The sequence below is a fragment of the Lacinutrix salivirga genome (assembly GCF_053604675.1).
Window position 1 is genome coordinate 20,437 of record NZ_JBSHNP010000092.1, and the last position, 18,316, is coordinate 38,752.

The 18,316-nt window shown below is 30.6% G+C and carries 15 protein-coding genes; all 15 read left to right on the forward strand.

Features of this window, described 5'->3' with window-relative positions; all coding sequences use genetic code 11:
• Positions 1-16: 16 nt before the first annotated feature.
• On the forward strand, positions 17-808 hold the full coding sequence (locus ACVC5O_RS04945; protein WP_452220361.1) for a polysaccharide biosynthesis/export family protein: 792 nt from the start codon (positions 17-19) through the stop codon (positions 806-808).
• 10 nt (positions 809-818) lie between these two features.
• Positions 819-3,275: a GumC family protein gene (locus ACVC5O_RS04950; RefSeq protein WP_452220362.1), complete on the forward strand. Its 2,457-nt coding sequence runs from the start codon at positions 819-821 to the stop codon at positions 3,273-3,275.
• Between the two features lie 20 nt (positions 3,276-3,295).
• Entirely contained in the window at positions 3,296-4,591 is a 1,296-nt protein-coding gene (locus tag ACVC5O_RS04955) for a nucleotide sugar dehydrogenase (RefSeq protein ID WP_452220363.1), read from the forward strand.
• Positions 4,591-5,571 (forward strand): SDR family oxidoreductase, encoded by a 981-nt coding sequence (locus tag ACVC5O_RS04960; protein WP_452220364.1) that lies wholly within the window; start codon positions 4,591-4,593, stop codon positions 5,569-5,571. The genes ACVC5O_RS04955 and ACVC5O_RS04960 overlap by 1 nt, the downstream gene beginning before the upstream one ends.
• Complete coding sequence (locus ACVC5O_RS04965; RefSeq protein WP_452220365.1) at positions 5,572-6,468, forward strand: ABC transporter permease; 897 nt, start codon at positions 5,572-5,574, stop codon at positions 6,466-6,468.
• Entirely contained in the window at positions 6,465-7,292 is an 828-nt protein-coding gene (locus ACVC5O_RS04970; protein ID WP_452220366.1) for a polysaccharide pyruvyl transferase family protein, read from the forward strand. The genes ACVC5O_RS04965 and ACVC5O_RS04970 overlap by 4 nt, the downstream gene beginning before the upstream one ends.
• Positions 7,285-8,568: an ABC transporter ATP-binding protein gene (locus ACVC5O_RS04975; protein ID WP_452220367.1), complete on the forward strand. Its 1,284-nt coding sequence runs from the start codon at positions 7,285-7,287 to the stop codon at positions 8,566-8,568. Before ACVC5O_RS04970 ends, ACVC5O_RS04975 begins: the two co-directional genes overlap by 8 nt.
• A gap of 533 nt (positions 8,569-9,101) precedes the next feature.
• Complete coding sequence (locus tag ACVC5O_RS04980; RefSeq protein ID WP_452220368.1) at positions 9,102-10,856, forward strand: hypothetical protein; 1,755 nt, start codon at positions 9,102-9,104, stop codon at positions 10,854-10,856.
• A gap of 45 nt (positions 10,857-10,901) precedes the next feature.
• Positions 10,902-11,927, forward strand: coding sequence for a glycosyltransferase (locus ACVC5O_RS04985; RefSeq protein WP_452220369.1), 1,026 nt, complete (start codon positions 10,902-10,904; stop codon positions 11,925-11,927).
• Positions 11,924-12,991, forward strand: a complete 1,068-nt coding sequence (locus ACVC5O_RS04990) for a glycosyltransferase family 2 protein (RefSeq protein WP_452220370.1) — start codon at positions 11,924-11,926, stop codon at positions 12,989-12,991. Before ACVC5O_RS04985 ends, ACVC5O_RS04990 begins: the two co-directional genes overlap by 4 nt.
• An 11-nt stretch (positions 12,992-13,002) precedes the next feature.
• A complete protein-coding gene (locus tag ACVC5O_RS04995) occupies positions 13,003-14,148 on the forward strand; it encodes a glycosyltransferase (RefSeq protein WP_452220371.1) in 1,146 nt (381 codons plus the stop codon).
• A gap of 1 nt (position 14,149) precedes the next feature.
• A complete protein-coding gene (locus tag ACVC5O_RS05000) occupies positions 14,150-15,307 on the forward strand; it encodes a hypothetical protein (RefSeq protein ID WP_452220372.1) in 1,158 nt (385 codons plus the stop codon).
• A 3-nt stretch (positions 15,308-15,310) separates the two neighbouring features.
• Positions 15,311-16,087, forward strand: a complete 777-nt coding sequence (locus ACVC5O_RS05005) for a glycosyltransferase family 2 protein (protein ID WP_452220373.1) — start codon at positions 15,311-15,313, stop codon at positions 16,085-16,087.
• A gap of 57 nt (positions 16,088-16,144) precedes the next feature.
• Positions 16,145-16,843 carry a class I SAM-dependent methyltransferase gene (locus ACVC5O_RS05010; protein WP_452220374.1) on the forward strand — a complete coding sequence of 233 codons (699 nt, stop codon included), beginning with the start codon at positions 16,145-16,147 and terminating at the stop codon, positions 16,841-16,843.
• Between the two features lie 4 nt (positions 16,844-16,847).
• On the forward strand, positions 16,848-18,314 hold the full coding sequence (locus ACVC5O_RS05015; protein WP_452220375.1) for a hypothetical protein: 1,467 nt from the start codon (positions 16,848-16,850) through the stop codon (positions 18,312-18,314).
• Positions 18,315-18,316 lie beyond the last annotated feature (2 nt).

Sequence of the window (18,316 nt, forward strand, 5' to 3'; positions counted from 1 at the left end):
AAACTGTGACCCAAAAATGAGACAATTAATCTTTTGTATTGCTATAGTAATCAGTATCTTAAGTTCCTCTTGTATTACTAACAAAGATGTTGTGTATCTTCAGGATAAAGGAACTGTTGTTAGTGACTCACTATTATTAAAGGAATTATCTAAGCCTTATCGTGTTCAAATTAACGATATTTTGAGCATTAATGTTAAAGCTTTAGATAAAGAATTAACAGAAATATTTAATCCTGTTGAAAATCAAGGTACTGGTAGAGGACAAGAAAGCTTATATTTTAATGGCTTTACTGTGGATTTACATGGAAATATTGAGTTTCCTATTCTTGGCGAAATTAATGTATTAGGATTTACTATTGAAGAAATTGAAGAAAAAGTAAAAGCCGAGTTATTAGCACAATATTTTAAAGAAACTGCTCAAATTTTTGTCACTGTAAAACTTGCAGGATTACGTTATACAGTTACAGGAGAAGTTGGTAGTACTGGTGTTTTAACGCTATATCAAGACCGAGTAAATATAATTGAAGCCTTAGCAAATTCTGGAGATATAAAGCCTACAGGAGATCGAACAGATGTTCTAATTATACGTCAATATCCTCAAGGACAAAAAATACACCATATAGATTTAACAGATATTGCCGCTTTAAAATCGCCTTATTATTACATACAACCTAACGATATTATTTTGGTAAAGCCTCTAAAACGTAAAGCGTTAGGAGCAGGAGAAACGGCTACACAAACATTAACTACAATAGCCTCGATATTTTCTGTATTAGTATCTACCTATTTCTTAGTAAAAAACCTATAAACATTTCATTATGAATGACGAATTTGAAAGTTTAGAGTCTAAAACGGCATTCGATGTTAAGTCGTTTCTGTTTAGAAGTTTAAGTTACTGGAAGTTTTTCTTAATCTGTATTGGAATAGGTGTTTTTATTGTGTATCAACAAAATATCAGACAGCAAAAAAAATATAAACTTGGGACTCAAATTTCTATAGAAGACGATAAAAACCCATTGTTTACTTCAAATACCAGTTTAATTTTTAATTATGGAGGTGTTTCGGCTAAAGTAAAAACAATGATAAATACTTTAAAATCGAGATCTCACCACGAAAAAGTAGTAGATAGGCTTCAGTTTTATGTCACCTATTTAAAACAATCTCGATTTAGAAAAGACGATATTTATACAGCAGCACCTTTTAGGCTGTATCCCGAAAAGGATTTTCAGCAGGTTTTAAACACACCTTTAAAAGTCACTTTTTTAGATGATGAAAGCTATAAATTATCTGCCACTTTTACCGAAAATTTAGTCTCAACTCAAAATTTTTTAACCAAAAAGAAATCTACTTTAGATATTACACCTGGAGAATTTGAGCAAACATTTAAGCTAGGCGACACTATTAGATTGCCATTTTTAAAAGGAGTAATTGATTTAGCCGAAAAAAGAAAGGCTATTCCTGGAGCAGAATATTTTGTTCAGTTTAACGCTTTTAATACTGTGGCTAGTAAGTACAAATCTAGCCTAGTAGTAAACAACCCTAAAAATTCACCTATTCTAAACCTTAGTATGGTGGATTATAATAAAGCGAAGATTGTAGATTATTTAAACACAACAGTTACTATTTTAAGTGAAGACCAACTAGATCGAAAAAACCAGTTTGCAACAAATACAATTAAGTTTATTGACGACCAATTGCAACGTGTTAAAGACCAATTAACCGAAAATTCAGACGAGTTAAACGATTATAGAAAGAAAAATAAAATTTTTAATATCGATGAAGAAAGTGTGAAGTTAACCGAAAAACTTTCGAATTACGATATAGAAAAAGAAGATATAAACCGAAAGCTAGCGTATTATGCCACTTTAAAAAGATACTTAGAAACAAGTAACACCTTTACAGATGTTCCTGCACCTTCTATAGCAGGAATCGATGATGGAAATATTTTAGGTAATGTTTCAAAAATTAATCAGCTTTCTGTACAAAAAGCAAAATACGAATCGACAGTAAGAAGTAATGCTTCGATTTTTGACGATTTAAATAGGCAAATAGAAAGTTTAAAAACAGTATTATTAGAGAATATTAGCTCGTCAACCAATGGATTAAGGCAAGAATTAAAAAGTATAAACTCTAAATTATCTAAAGCAGAGTACCAGTTTAGTAGGCTTCCAGAAGACCAACAAAAACTATTAAATATAGAACGTCAATACTCCATTAGCGAGCAACAATATAATGTGTTTTTGGCAAAACGTGCAGAAGCAGACATTATTAAGGCTTCTAACGTGTCAGACATTATAGTTGTAGATCCAGCAAAGGATACTGGAGGAGGAGCAACAGGACCAAATTTAAATTCAAGATATGTTTTTGCAGTATTTGGTGGTATGATTTTACCATTACTACTTGCGTTTGTAATGACGTATTTGGATAATAACTTACACAGTCCGTTAGAAATTGAAAAACTGTCTAATATTCCAATTTTAGGAGTTGTAGGTAAAAACACAACACCTAATAATTTAGCAGTACATACTAAGCCAAAATCTGCAGTAGCAGAGTCGTTTAGAGCCATTCGATCGAGTTTGCAGTACATGTACAAAAAACACAATAAAGAAGGTTCTAAAACTGTAATGGTAACCTCGTCTATTAGTGGAGAAGGAAAAACGTTTTGCTCCATAAATATTGCAACGGTTTTCGCTTTAAGCGGAAAGAAAACGATACTAGTTGGATTAGATTTAAGAAAGCCAAAGATTTTTGGGGATTTTGAAATTAAGAATGATATTGGAGCAGTAAACTATTTAATTGGACAAAAAACTATAGAAGAAGTTACTCAAAAAACACTAGTCGATAATTTAGATGTTATAACTTCTGGTCCAATACCACCAAATCCTTCCGAGCTCTTAATTAGTGAACGAATGGATGTGCTAATAGAGACCTTAAAACAAACTTACGATTATATTGTTTTAGATACTCCACCTGTTGGTTTAGTGGCAGATGCTATGGAATTGTTAGAATATGCAGATGCTTCAATTTATGTGGTGAGACAAGATTATACTAAAAAGGCAATGCTTAATCTAATTAACGATAAGCATAAGAAAAATGAAGTTAAAAATATTAGTTTCATTTATAACTATTATGACCAGAAAGCAAAATATGGCTATGGTTACGGTTATGGCTATGGTTATGGCTATGGTTATGGATCGTATGCTAATGGTTATCATGAAGATGCTAAAAAGAAAAAACCATTTTTGGATCGCGTAAGAAAGATATTTAGAATATAATTAGGAGTGGAAAATAGCTAATGATTTTAAAAGATAAAATAACAGTAATAGGATTAGGTTATGTTGGTTTGCCGCTCGCAGTTGAGTTTGCAAAACAATATTGCGTTGTTGGTTTTGATATTAATGCTGAAAGAATAAAGGCTCTGCAATCTGGTATTGATACTACTTTAGAAGTGGAAGAAAGTGAATTAAAAGCAGTTTTAGTTTCTGATTTTAATGAAGCAGAAACAGGACTTTTAATTTCTAATAATCCAGAAGATATTGCAGACTCTAACATTTACATCGTTACAGTTCCCACACCAACAGATGCCTCAAATAAACCTATTTTTACACCTTTACTAAAAGCAAGTGAATCTGTAGGAAGCTATTTAAAGAAAAATGATATTGTTATTTACGAATCTACTGTATATCCAGGTGTTACCGAAGAAATTTGTGTACCAGTTTTGGAGCAACATTCGGGTTTAGAATTTAATACTCACTTTTTTGCAGGTTACTCTCCAGAACGTATAAATCCAGGAGATAAAAAGCATACCATTACTAAAATATTAAAAGTGACTTCTGGCTCAACACCAGAAATTGCAGAACGAGTAGATAAACTATACCAATCTATAATTACTGCAGGAACACATAAAGCACCATCGATAAAAGTTGCCGAAGCTGCAAAAGTGATAGAAAATTCGCAACGCGATATAAATATTGCTTTTGTTAACGAGTTATCTAAAATTTTCAGACTCTTAGATATTGATACCAAAGCGGTTTTAGAAGCTGCAGGTACAAAGTGGAATTTCATCAACTTTACTCCAGGATTAGTAGGAGGACATTGTATTGGTGTAGATCCTTATTATTTAGCTGAAAAAGCCATACAAAGTGGTTATAATCCAGAAATTATTTTGGCAGGACGTAAGATGAATGATAGTATGGGAGCTTACGTAGCTCAGGAAACTGTAAAATTAATGATTAAAAAAGGGACAGCAATAAACACCTCTAGAGCATTAATTTTAGGTGTCACTTTTAAAGAAAATTGTCCTGATATTAGAAACTCTAGAGTAATCGATATTATTGAAGAATTAAAAACCTTTAATGTAGCCATTGATATATACGATCCTTGGGCTTCTAAAACTGAAGTAGAAAAAGCCTATAACTTGCCATTAATTACTTCAGAAAAAGCTTTAAACAAAAACTATGACGCTATTATTTTAGCAGTAGCACACCAACAGTTTTTAGAATTAGATATTTCGGCTTTAAAGTCCAAAAACACTGTTGTTTTTGATGTTAAAAGCCTTTTAGATAAAAATTTAGTAGACGGAAGATTATAATGTATAGCAACAAATACCATAACAAACCACTATCAAATCTAAACTTTCTGGTTACAGGAGGCGCAGGATTTATAGGCAGTAACATAGTAGAGTATTTATTAAAAAATGAAGCAAAAACCGTCCGTGTTTTAGACGATTTTTCAAATGGACATAGAGAAAATATAGCTTCCTTTTTATCACATCCAAATTTTGAGTTAATTGAAGGTGATATTAGAGATTTGCAAACATGTAAAACCGCAATGGAAGGTATAGACTACGTAACGCATCAAGCAGCATTAGGTTCTGTACCACGATCAATTAACGATCCTGCAACGTCCAATGCAGTTAACGTGTCTGGTTTTTTAAATATGATGATTGCTCTAAAAGACAGTAAAACCGTAAAACGCATGGTCTATGCCGCTTCAAGCTCAACCTATGGAGACAGCAAAGCTTTGCCAAAAGTAGAAGACACAATTGGGAAACCATTATCGCCTTATGCTGTTACTAAATATGTCAATGAATTGTATGCAGATGTTTTTGGAAAAACGTACAATACAGATGTTATAGGATTACGATATTTTAATATTTTTGGACCAAAACAAAGTCCGAAAGGTGCTTATGCAGCAGTAATTCCATTATTTATGCAAGCGATAAAAGATAATACTCCTGCAACCATAAATGGAGATGGAGAGCAAACACGAGATTTTACTTTTGTAGAAAACGCAGTGCAAGCAAACATAAAAGGGTTTTTTGCTTCAAAAGAAGCAGGAAATGAAGTCTATAATATTGCCTGTCACGAGCGTATAAGCGTTAATTATTTATGGAAAGTTTTAAACGAAGCTGCCAATAAAACTATTAAAGCCAATTACGGACCAAATAGACCTGGAGACGTAAGAGATTCGTTGGCAGATATTACAAAAGCGAAACAAAATTTAGGCTATCAACCAGAATTTACCGTTAGAGAAGGATTAAAAATAACTTGGGATTATTTCAACAAATAAGTGAATAAACAAACACTACAAAAGGATTGGTTATATACCATTTCGCCAAAACACAAACTAGTAGATCTAAATTTTAAAGAAATTTGGCGCTATCGCGATTTGCTCTTCTTATTTGTAAAGCGAGACGTAATAACTATGTATAAACAAACCATTTTAGGACCTTTATGGTACTTTATACAACCACTTTTTACGTCGGTAATTTTTACATTGGTCTTTAATAATATAGCCAATATTGATGTTGGAGATGGCGTACCAGCATTCCTATTCAATTTAGCAGGAATTACCTGTTGGAATTACTTTTCTACCTGTTTAACAGGAACTAGTGATACCTTCAAAAAAAACCAAAACATTTTTGGTAAGGTGTATTTTCCAAGAGTAATTATGCCAATGTCAACTGTAGTGTCAAACATGTTAAAATTCGGCATCCAATTATTAGTATTTATCTTTTTCTATCTGTATTTCGCTTTCTTTTCAAATAAGGCAGGTAGTGCAATGCCACAAATAGAATTGCTTTTATTTCCATTAATTGTAGTGCTTATGGCATTGTTAGGCTTAGGTTTTGGAATGGTAATTTCATCCATGACTACAAAATATAGAGATTTAGGATTCTTAGTTGGATTTGGAGTACAACTCGTTATGTATGGCTCTGCAGTAATGTATCCATTATCATTAATTAAAACCAAAGTGGCAGAAGGTAAAATACCTGAATTCGCAGGTTATTTAATAGAGTACAACCCTATGACAACCATTATTGAGTGGTTTAGATACATGACCTTAGGTGTTGGAGATTTTTCAACTTCAAAATTAATATATGCAACTATAATTAGTGTGGTTATATTTTTAATAGGATTAATGGTTTTTAATAAAACTGAAAAAAGCTTCATCGATACAATATGATCAATAGAAAAAAGAAAATTTATTTATTTTGGTGGTCATCAGTTAAATTTGAAAATAGACCTAAAGAAAATTTTGGAGATATATTATCTAAATATTTAGTTGAAAAAATTTCAAAAAAAACTGTAGTATGGAAACAACCAAAAAAAGTAATCTTCGGAATTTTTAAGCAACCAATTTATGTAGTTATTGGAAGCATATTAGCTCATGTTAACGAAAATTGTATTGTTTGGGGAAGTGGTATTATTTCTAAAAAGGATAAGGTGAAAAACGCTAAATTTTTAGCTGTAAGAGGACCTGAGACTTATAAATACTTAAAAAACAAAGGTTTTGATGTTAAACCAGTATTTGGAGATCCTGCAATATTACTTCCAAGGTATTTTAATCCTAAAACTATATCAAAATATGAATTTGGAATAATACCACATTATATAGATTTTGAAAATGTCAATTCAATATATTCTACATCTTCAGAAATTAAAGTTATAAATTTATTAAATAATAATGTAGAGGAAGTAGTAAAAGAAATTTTAGAGTGTAAAAAAATAATATCGTCCTCCTTACATGGAATCATAGTATCACATACATATAATATTCCATGTATTTGGGTAGAATTTTCTAATAACCTTTCTGGAGATGGAATTAAGTTTATTGACTATTTTAAATCTGTTGGTTTAAATACATACAAAGGGAAATATCTGAGAGAAAAATTAAATTCTAAAGAGATAAATGAACTTTTTTATGATTTTCCTTATTTACCAGCTCCTGATGTAATTAATAAATTAGGTAAAAAACTATTATTAAATTGTCCTTTTAACAATGAGTAAAAAAGTAATTTTAAGACTTACCGATATTTCCAAACAATATAGATTAGGGCTAATTGGTACAGGTACAATAAGTCATGATCTTAATCGTTGGTGGCATAAAGTACGAGGCAAAGAAGATCCTTATTTAAAAATAGGTGAGTCAAATGATAGAAGCACTAAAGGAAAATCTGATTATGTTTGGGCTTTAAAAGACATTAATTTTGAAGTTAAACAAGGCGAAGTTTTGGGTATTATAGGTAAAAATGGAGCAGGAAAATCGACGCTTTTAAAAATACTATCTAAAGTTACAGGTCCAACAACTGGCGAAATTAAAACACGAGGACGAATAGCTTCACTTTTAGAGGTCGGAACGGGTTTTCATGGTGAAATGACAGGTCGTGAAAATATATACTTAAATGGAGCGATTCTGGGCATGACGAAATCCGAAATCACTACAAAATTAGACCAAATTATTGCTTTTTCAGGCTGCGAACGCTATGTAGATACACCAGTTAAACGTTATTCTTCTGGTATGACAGTGCGTTTGGCATTTGCAGTTGCTGCTTTTTTAGAACCAGAAATTTTAGTGATTGATGAAGTTTTAGCGGTTGGAGATGCTGAATTCCAGAAAAAAGCTGTAGGTAAAATGCAGGATATATCCAGAGGAGACGGAAGAACAGTACTGTTTGTAAGTCATAATATGGCATCAATCCAAAATTTGTGTACAAGAACTATAGTAATTGAGAATGGAACTATAATTTTCGATGGAGATACTTCAGACGCAATAAATTTTTATTATAAGAGAAGTCAACATTATTTTAATAATATTAACTTAAATGAAGTTAGAAGACCAAAAGATCTAGGTAATGAACTACGAATTACAGATGTAATATGTAATATGGATAAATCTAAACAAAATTCAGATGCAGTTACCGGAAAACCTTATTACTTTAATTTTGTATTAAAAAATTTAACAGGTTTAAAATACAACGAAATTTCTTTAACAGCATCAGTATATAATCGTAAAGGGAATTTTTTATTTTCATGTAGAAGCGATAGTATTAATAAAACGTTTTCTCTAAAAAAAGGAGAAGATACTTATATTTGTTGTATTCCAAAATTACCTCTAAATAGTGGCGAATACTATTTAAATGTTAATTGCTCTATAGGGCACAGTATGTTTGATTATATAGAAGAAAGCATTAATTTTAATGTGCATGGAGGTGATTTTTATGGTACTGGTAAATTGCCTGCCAAAAAGAGAAAAGGAGTGTTTATTGATTATAATTGGCTGTAGAACCTCATTAATTTATGTTTAAATCAATCGTTAAATATTTTCTAGGTCAATTTTTATTTTTTTTTAAAAATTTATTACAACCAAGTAATTTTTCTAAAAAAAGTATAAAAACTATTATATACACTTCAAGAATTAATTTAGATAGAATTAATCAAATAAAAAAAAAAGGATTTAAAAATTATATATTTATTTTTAACAATAGTGCTTTCAAAAGTAACAAAGAGAAAAGGATTTTATTTAATGAGAATAATATTTTACCAAATTCTAATGCTGAACTACTTATTATTGATAGTATTTCAATAAATCCAATTATAGTTTCTAATAATAAACCCAATTACGTTTTTGTTTCTTTATTCACATTATTGAATAACCCTTTAATACTTATTAAATATTTTTATAAGAATAAATACTTTTTTACTTCAATAAAAACATGGTGTAACTTAGGTTTTGTTTATGAAAAGAAAATTAAATCTAAGGATTTAACTTCAAGACGATATATACCATTTGAATTCACTAGAATAGAGTTTTTAAGAATGCTTAAAAATACTACTATAGATTATGTTGTACTAAGATGGTTTGATGAAATTGAAAACATTAAGGATCTTAATGAGGATATAGATATTTTAATATCCGATTCAAGTATTCCTATTTTTTCAGAGTTGATTGATGGTAATGTAGGTGTATTACCATTAGATGTTTATTCAAGCTCGGGAGAAGACACTACTAGTTACGCTGGCTTACCATATTATCCTCGAGAAATTGCTTATAGTATTTTAGAAAATAAAGTTTTACACAACAATGATTTTTACGTGCCTGATAATAAACATCATTTATTATCATTGACATATCATGTTGTTTTTCATAAGTCTTTGAGAAGTGGACTAAATATTTCTAATAAAGGAAAATTAAATAAATATTCAAGTAAGAGAAATTATGAAAGTGTTTTAAATCAATTGTTTGAAATTAATAAGTTATCAATAAAAGAAGTAGATTTAAAATCTCTTTACGTATTTCTCAAAAAAAACAATTTTTTACCTGAATATGATTTATTATTAAAATTAAAAAATTTAAGAAATGATACTTTTTACGGCTTTTTAGTTAATGATTTTCGTAACGATTATTTAATTGAATATAATTATATAGAAGGGTTATCTGTTTTTTTGTTAAGAGATTTAGCAAATACAAATAATAATATTAAAAAAATAATAAAATATTTTGATGAGTATGGCTTTGATTTGATTTTTCATTCTTTAATACCAGAAAAATTTTTAGAAAACGCACAAAAGAATATTAGAGGCGGTAAATGGGACAAGGGTGATTTTAAAATTAATGCAGGTAAGCCAGTTTACTATTTTATAATTTTCGATGAATTATCCATTAGACCAAAAGGAAAATACAAAACATTATACCCAAATTTAGAAAATGTAAAAGCCACAAAACTTAAAATAGCTTTAAGAAACTCAATAAACAAAGAGTCAGATAAGTCATTAAATGCATTACATTCGTCTGATGATTTTTTTGAAAGTGTTTTCTATTTAAAACAATTAGGTTTTAGTGAAAAACATATAAAGTACTTAAATTTAGAGCTTTTTAATAAAAAAAAGCAAATAGAAACTAATTATGTAGTTGTAAAGGATTTGTCAAGACACGGTTCCAGAGCAAAAGTAGAACTCATAAAATATAAAAATTCTTTAGCTGTAAAAAAAACATTTAAAAAAACAAAATTAGACTTTTTGAATCGAGAAATTTGGTTTTTAAAAATAATGGCACAATACAATTTTACACCAAAATTATTAGATTATTCTGTTAATTATTTAATTACTGAATTTATTGATAATGATAGAAATCAAGATAAAATTGAGTTTAGCATAAAAAATATTATACAATTTCGATCTTTTTTTGAAATTTTATACAAGAAAAACATTACAATACTAGATGTGAACGAATCAAATATAATAATAGATAAATTTGGTAATTTGAAGATTATTGATTTTGAATTTGCACAGAAATATAAAAAGAAACCTAAAAGTATTTGTGAAATATACGAGTTAGGTAAAATACCAATTAAAGAAGTTGAAGTTTTTCCTTTTGGCCATGAACTATATAAAAACGCATATAATTTATTTTGGAAAAATAAAATATTGTTAACTAAGCGTCAATTTTTTAAAATTAAACAACCAAACTTAATCAAAGTTTTACGTCCAATAAATAAATTGCTTTTTAATATTAATGACCTTAATTTTAAAATATTTAAAAAACTTAAAAAGAAATGCAAAACTTATTTTTAAGTTTTTATAATATTAATTATTACTCAAAAACTGTCCATTCGCAACATGAGAAAAGGAGATAATGTAACACGAGATAAACTATTAGAGCTCGAAGCCTGTTCGCATCGTGTGATTATTCCGTTGTACATTCCTAATGAAAAAGACTATTACGAGAATGCCTTTAACATTTTTAAAATGTGTGTGCTTTCGGTTCAAAAAACAGCACAATCGCCTTTAAAAATTTCAGTAATTAGTAATGGGAGTTGTGATAGTGTACATGAAAAACTCTTCGGTTTACAACAACAAAACCATATACACGAACTTATTATTGTTAAAGAAAACATTGGTAAAATAAATAGTATTTTAAAAGCATTACGTACTGCAAACGAGCGTCTTATTACCATTACAGATGGAGATGTATTGTTTGTTAACGGTTGGGAGCAAGCTGTTGTAAATGTGTTTAAAGCGTTCCCAAAAGCAGGTATGGTAAGTCCAGTTCCTGTTTTTAGAACACAGTTACGTTTAACTAGTAATATTTGGAGACGTTATCTGTTTTCGAGTCAGTTAAAATTTAGACCAGTAAAAAATGTAGAAGCCTTAACACGATTTGCAAATAGTATTGGTTGGAGACGATTAAACGCTAATTATAAAGATGTTTTTGCTACTTTAAAAGCCAAAGACGATACGATTGCAGTAATCGGAAACTCACACTTTGTTGGCACTTACAAACAAGAAGTTTTTAGTAAATTACCAAAAGAGCAAAGCGCTTATAAATTGGGCGGAAATAGCGAAGAATTATACACAGACACACCAGTTTTAAAATTTGGAGGTTACAGATTAGCCACTTACGATAATTACGCTTACCACTTAGGAAACCTTTTAGAGCCTTGGATGGAAGAGCAGTTTAAAAGTTTAAAAACAGAACCAAAAGTATTTAACGATTATCAAATGCTTAACACTTTAAAACCCAATAGTTGGAGCTATTTTGTGTCGGAACGTGTGTTTAAAAAACTATTTCGTTTACAGGGATTTAAAACCTTTGTTTTTAAAAGAAAAGGATTAAATAAAGAACAAATTAAAAGCCTATCGTGATTACCATAATCCTCACATATCGCAACAGAGCATTGCACATTGTAAAAAATAGTTTAGAGGCTTTAGCCCAACAAACCAACACTAATTTTAAGGTGTTGTTAGTCGATTATGGAAGCTTGCCAGAGTACAAAAATGGTCTAGCAGAATTAACAGCCAACTACGAGTTTGTAACGCGTATTACTTGCGACACGCAACAGCAATTATGGTGTAAATGCAGAGCTATAAATATTGCCTTAAAACAGGTGCAAACGCCTTATGTTTTTGTTGGTGATATGGATATGATTTACCATCCAGAATGTGTGGATTATTTTTTTAAACTGAAAAGTAACACCAAAGTCACCTACTTTCAAGTTGGATTTTTAAACGAAAAAGAATCTACTCAAAGTAAAGCTTTTGCAGATTATACAATAGAATTTAAATCTCAAAAAGAAGCCACAGGAATGACTTTGTTTCCAACTGAAGCTTTAGAGTCCATAAATGGCTACGACGAGTTTTATAATGGTTGGGGAAGTGAAGATACAGACGTCCACGTACGACTACAAAACGCTAATATTCCCGTAGAATTTTATACTGAAACTATTTTAATGCTACACCAATGGCATCCAAAAAACTACAGAACTAAAAACGATGTTACGCCTTTTCACACAAATTTAGAGCAAATTAATCAGGAGTATTTAAAGCTAACAGCATCTACAAAAAAAGTAAAAGCAAATACTAATTTTGACTACGGAAGCTATAACCCATCCAATTACGAAGCCTTAAGCAAAGTCGCTTCAACGTTTAAACTCACAAACAAAGAAGCCGAAGTCAAAGCCTTTATAAATAACGTGTTGCTAACGGTTAAAAATGAGGTAATTCAGTTTCAAATAAAAGAACATTCAGGCTATAAATCGATTAAACAGAGTGCCAAATTAATGTTAGGAAAAAAAACCATTTCGTTTTTAGATTTACAAACTATAAATAATATGCTGTTAGAGGTTATTATTTCTAATTTACGAGATAAAGCCTATCAGTTTTTTTACAATACAAAAAACCAAACCATTATAGTAACCATAAAGTTATAAATTAACAAAGAATGAAAATCCTCATGGTATCCATGCCTTCATTACATTTTTTCAGGTGGACAGAACAGCTTGAGGATTCTGGGCATGAGGTATTTTGGTTCGATATTTTAGATAGTGGTGGATCTTCGCGTTTACATTGGGTAACACAATTTACCAACTGGAAACTTAAATATCCTAAATTAAAAGGACGCCATTTTGTTAAAAAACACGTGCCAAAACTGTATAAATCAATACGTACAATTACCGAAAATAATGCTGCAGACGCTTTCGAAAAAGTGCTTTTAGAAGTGCAACCAGATTGTGTACACAGTTTTGTGCTTCAAATTAGTGGTTTGCCTATTTTGGAGGTCATGAAAACACACAAACATATCCCTTGGATTTATTCATCTTGGGGAAGTGATTTGTTTAATAAAGCCAATAAACCTAATTACGAAGCAGATTTAAATTCAGTGTTAAACAACACTAATTTTTTGTTTACCGATAATTTAAGAGATTATAACATTGCTAAACATTATGGGTTTAAGGGTAAATTTCTTGGCGCATTTCCTGGAGGAGGAGGTTTTAAAGTAGAAAACACCGATTGGATTACACCAATAGCAGAGCGAAACACCATTTTAATTAAAGGCTATCAAGGTGCTTTAGGTAGAAGTATTGAAGTTTTAAAAGCGATAGCTTCAATTGAAAACGTAATAAAAAAATATAAGATTGTAGTTTTTGGATCAGATGATGAGGTTGTGAATTTTATTAATCAAACCGAAGTATTTTCAACATTAAACATCGAAATACATAATAAACAAAACTTTTTAGCTCACGATGCTATTTTGCAACTTATGGGTAAATCGCTAATTTATATTGGTAATAGCGTAAGTGATGGTATGCCAAACACCTTGTTGGAAGCTATTACAATGGGCGCATTCCCTATCCAATCTAATCCTGGAGGAGTGACTAAAGAGGTAATCACACACCAAAAAAACGGATTGCTAATCGAAAATTGTGAGGCTGTCCACGAGATAAGTCAGCAAATAAAGACAGCGTTGACAAATCCAGAATTAATAAAGTCTGCATTTACAATCAATCAAAATAATATAAAACCTAAATTTGAATATCAATTAATAAAAAACAAGGTATTACAAGCATATAATAGCATTGCTCAATAAAATGATAATTTACCAACCAGAAATAACGACTACAGAAACACACTGTATCCTAAACACCACTTTTGAGAGCTTAGGCAAAACAGAAACGCTTTGGTATAAAACAACTTTAGAGTATCAGTCGTTTTTAGTAACCGAAACTGCAGATGCTGCGTTGGTTGGTTTGTTGGTTTTGGCAATGAAAAATGGTGAGGATATTAAAATTAAAGCAAAGGTTTCAGCCAAATTGCTGTACACATTAAATACGTACTTGATTCCTGCATTTGCGTTGTCTAATCCAGAATATCAACCAATAAAAATTACTTCGGAAACAGTAAGTCATGCTATGTATGTCACTAATAAAGTGGCAGCTACTGGGATTTCTTGTGGTATCGATTCGTTTTCAACACTGGCAACACATTTAGACAATACTTCTGGACACGCAGTACAATATCTTACCCATTTTAATGCTGGTTCTCATGGTTTATTTGGTGGTGAAATTGCCGAGCGTATTTATAAGGAACGTTTAAATAGAATTAAAGATTTTGCTAAACGAGCAAATTTACCATTAATAGAAGTTGATTCTAATGTTTTAGATGTTGTTGGTGAAGACTTCCAGAAACTACACAGTATTTACCATTTGTCTTGCGTTTTGGCATTGCAAAAAGGCATATCTGTTTATTTTTATGCTTCGGCATTTAGGTTTGATTATTTTAAACTCAACAAAAACGACACAAGCGATTGGGATACTTTTTTACTTAAAATGATTGAAACCGAAACCTTGAGTTTCTATTCATCTATGGCACAATATTCTCGTTTTGAGCGCACAGAAATTGTTTCAAAATATAAACCATCATATCAATTTTTAGATGTGTGTATTGCACCAATTCATGCAGAAAAAACAAACTGTTCGAAATGCGAAAAATGCTTACGTACACAAGTGACTTTAGAACTTTTAGGCCAATTAGAACTCTATAAAGACGTGTTTGATTTAGAAGTGTACAAAGCACATAAAAACCAATATATAAGTAGGTTAATTGCCAATAAAGATGCCAATCAAATTAATAAAGATATTTATTTAAAGCTGAAAGAAAACAACGAAATTACCTCAAAACATTACGTTTTGAATTGTATTCCTGCTCTTAAAAAGACGCTTTATAAACTTAAAAAGAAACTAAGGTAATACATGTTTAGTATTGTTATAAGAAATAAAAATGAAGCAGAATACCTTGAGAAGGTACTAAACACCTTGCGCACTATTTATAAGGAAGATATTGATGAGATTATTTTGGTGGATAACAACTCTACAGACCAAAGCCTAGAAGTTGCTAAACGCTACAATTGTAAAATCGTAACTATTACTAATTTTAGTTATGGCAGAGCGATTAATATGGGAATTGAAGCTGCTAAAAATAACTATGTGTTGCTTTTAAGTTCGCATAGCGTTCCTGTTGGCACCTACTTTTTTAAATCTACTTTAGCGTTTTTAAATAGTAAACCCAATGTTGCTGGTTTACGTTATATAAACTCTTATCAGAATTACGAACGCGCTTTACAAAACAATTTTTTAGTAAAAGAACCCTTAAAATTTGGCTTAATGGCTGCATGTGCTGTAGTCGTAAAAAGCGTTTGGGAACAGCATAAATTTAATGAAGAATTAGGTTTTAGTGAAGATAAAGAATGGTCACAACGCGTTACTAATGCTGGCTTTAATATTTTTAATATGAATGAAACCTTCTTTTATTTTATAAAACGAAATAAAGCAGGTTTGGTTAATAGATTTAAAAGTGAAACCTTAGCCTATCATCAACTTTTTAATGTAAAATCACCAAGTAAGTTAAAAATTATTGGCTCGTTTTTTAAAAAGGCACTCATAACCAATACAAAGACTTATTTTGGACAGCTTATAACAGATTTTAAAAAGGCTAAAGCGAAATTAGAAATTCATAAAAAATTAAAATAGAAGACTATTTTGGATTCAACAAAAAACAAATATTTACATACTACTAAAATTCACAATATGTCTGCGCCAAGACACATAGTCGAGGTGTGCTCAAAATTTATTACACCAGATAGTGTGGTCGATTTTGGCTGTGGATTAGGAACTTTTTTAAGAGCATTTAAAGAAAAAGGAGCGACTACAATTTATGGTTTGGATGGCAAATGGACTAATACAGAGTTATTGTCTAAAAATATTGACTTATCCGAATTTAAAATGGTCGATTTAGAGCAAGAGATTATTTTAAATAAACAATACGATTTAGCCATTTCATTAGAGGTTGCAGAACATTTAAGTCCAGAAAGCGCTTCTGTTTTTGTAAAAAATTTAGTGCATGCTAGTGATGTGGTTTTGTTTTCGGCAGCCATCCCAAATCAAGGTGGTCAAAACCATATAAACGAGCAATGGGTTAACTATTGGCAAGAAAAATTTGCAGTGCATAATTACGTGTTTTTAGATGTACTTAGACCTTTGCTTTGGGAAGAAGAAGAGGTAAATTGGTGGTACAAACAAAATATGTTTTTTGTAGTTAAAGCCTCTGCTTTAGCTAGTTTTGAAACAGTTGAAAACAGTAAAAAGATTTTAAATTTAATTCATCCAGACCATTATTTAGAGAAATATAAAGCGCATATAGATTTTCGTTTAGGTAAAGGGAGAACAAAGCTATATTTAAAACTGTTTTTAAAATCTATTTTATATAAACTGAAGCTTATTAAATAGTGTTATGAAACACGTCGATAACCAAGAAGGTATTAAAAACACCATTATAACTTTGGAACAGCAATTTCCTGTTAGCCAATGGAAAGTTAGTGGTATCCATATTTGGCCTTACGTTAGGATTATTATTTATATGCATTTGCTTACGCGCGAAAAACAGTCTGAAAACACTACTGTTTCAGCTGAAAAAATAGTTACTAACCCTGTATTCTTCAGAAAAATAAAACTACCATTTCAGCTTATAAAAGCTTTAATTAATCAGAAGCTATTCTTCTCAAAATTAAAGCAAAAGAAATTATTGTTTTTTGGGTCTCACATTCATCGTGTGCAACAAGATGGTCTTTATTTTAATCGGTTTTACGATGCTATAGTCGAAGAGTATCAACTTCACGACGCTGTTTATATGTTAGAATATCAACGTGTTTATGCAAACAATTATAATAAAAAAGCAATAATTCCATTAGCTACAAACTTAAACGATTATAAGCTGTTATTAAAATTAAAAGGAAAGCCTAAAGTAGACCCAAATACAATACAATTAGAGGAGTATGATGCATTTGTTTCAGCTTTAAAAAGGTTGGCTATTAATGCAAATCAATTAAAAATAACTCAACAACATATTTTAAAATGGGTTCAAAAAATTGTGACTTTAAAACCCTTTTTTAAATCTTTTTACAATAAAACAGAACCTCAAAAAGTAGTGTTTTTAGGCTACTATGGATTGGACGATTTGTATGCAGCACTAATTACTGCAAATGAAATGGGAATTACAACGGTCGATTTTCAACATGGTCCACAAACCAACGTCCACATGGCTTACGCACATTGGCTAAACGTGCCAGAAAATGGGTTTAATACCATGCCAAGCCAATTTTGGAATTGGGATCAACCCTCTAAAACTAATATTGAAAGTTGGTCTAAAAACACCAAAACAGTTAAAAGTGTATTATTTGGACAGCCTTATATTAACTACTGGCTAAAACAGTCTGAAGGTGCTAAAACTAACGAAAAACTTATTTTTTATAGCATGCAAACGTCTCCTTTAGATTTGTTTACAGACGTTTTAATTGAAGCCATTAAAAGCTCCAATTATAAATGGATATTGCGCATGCATCCAAGAAACAAAACCACTTTAGAGGAGTTTGAAGTGTTTTTGAAAACAAAAGGGATTTGGGATAAAACAGAACTTCAAGATGCGTTTTCAACACCATTACCAGAAACGCTAAGTCGTTGTGCTTTGCACGTTACCAATTATTCTGGCTGTGTTATCGAAGCACGAATGATGGGAATACCAACATTATTAGTACACACAATTGGACTAGAAATGTTTGAGAGTTATTTAGATAACGAAACTGTGGTGTATTTAGATCAAAAAAAATCGGCATTTGTTTCAACATTTCAAGAATTAACCACTCAACTCATTGAGCGTAAAAACACAACTCAAATTGTTCCTATGGCTAATCCTTTAGCATAACT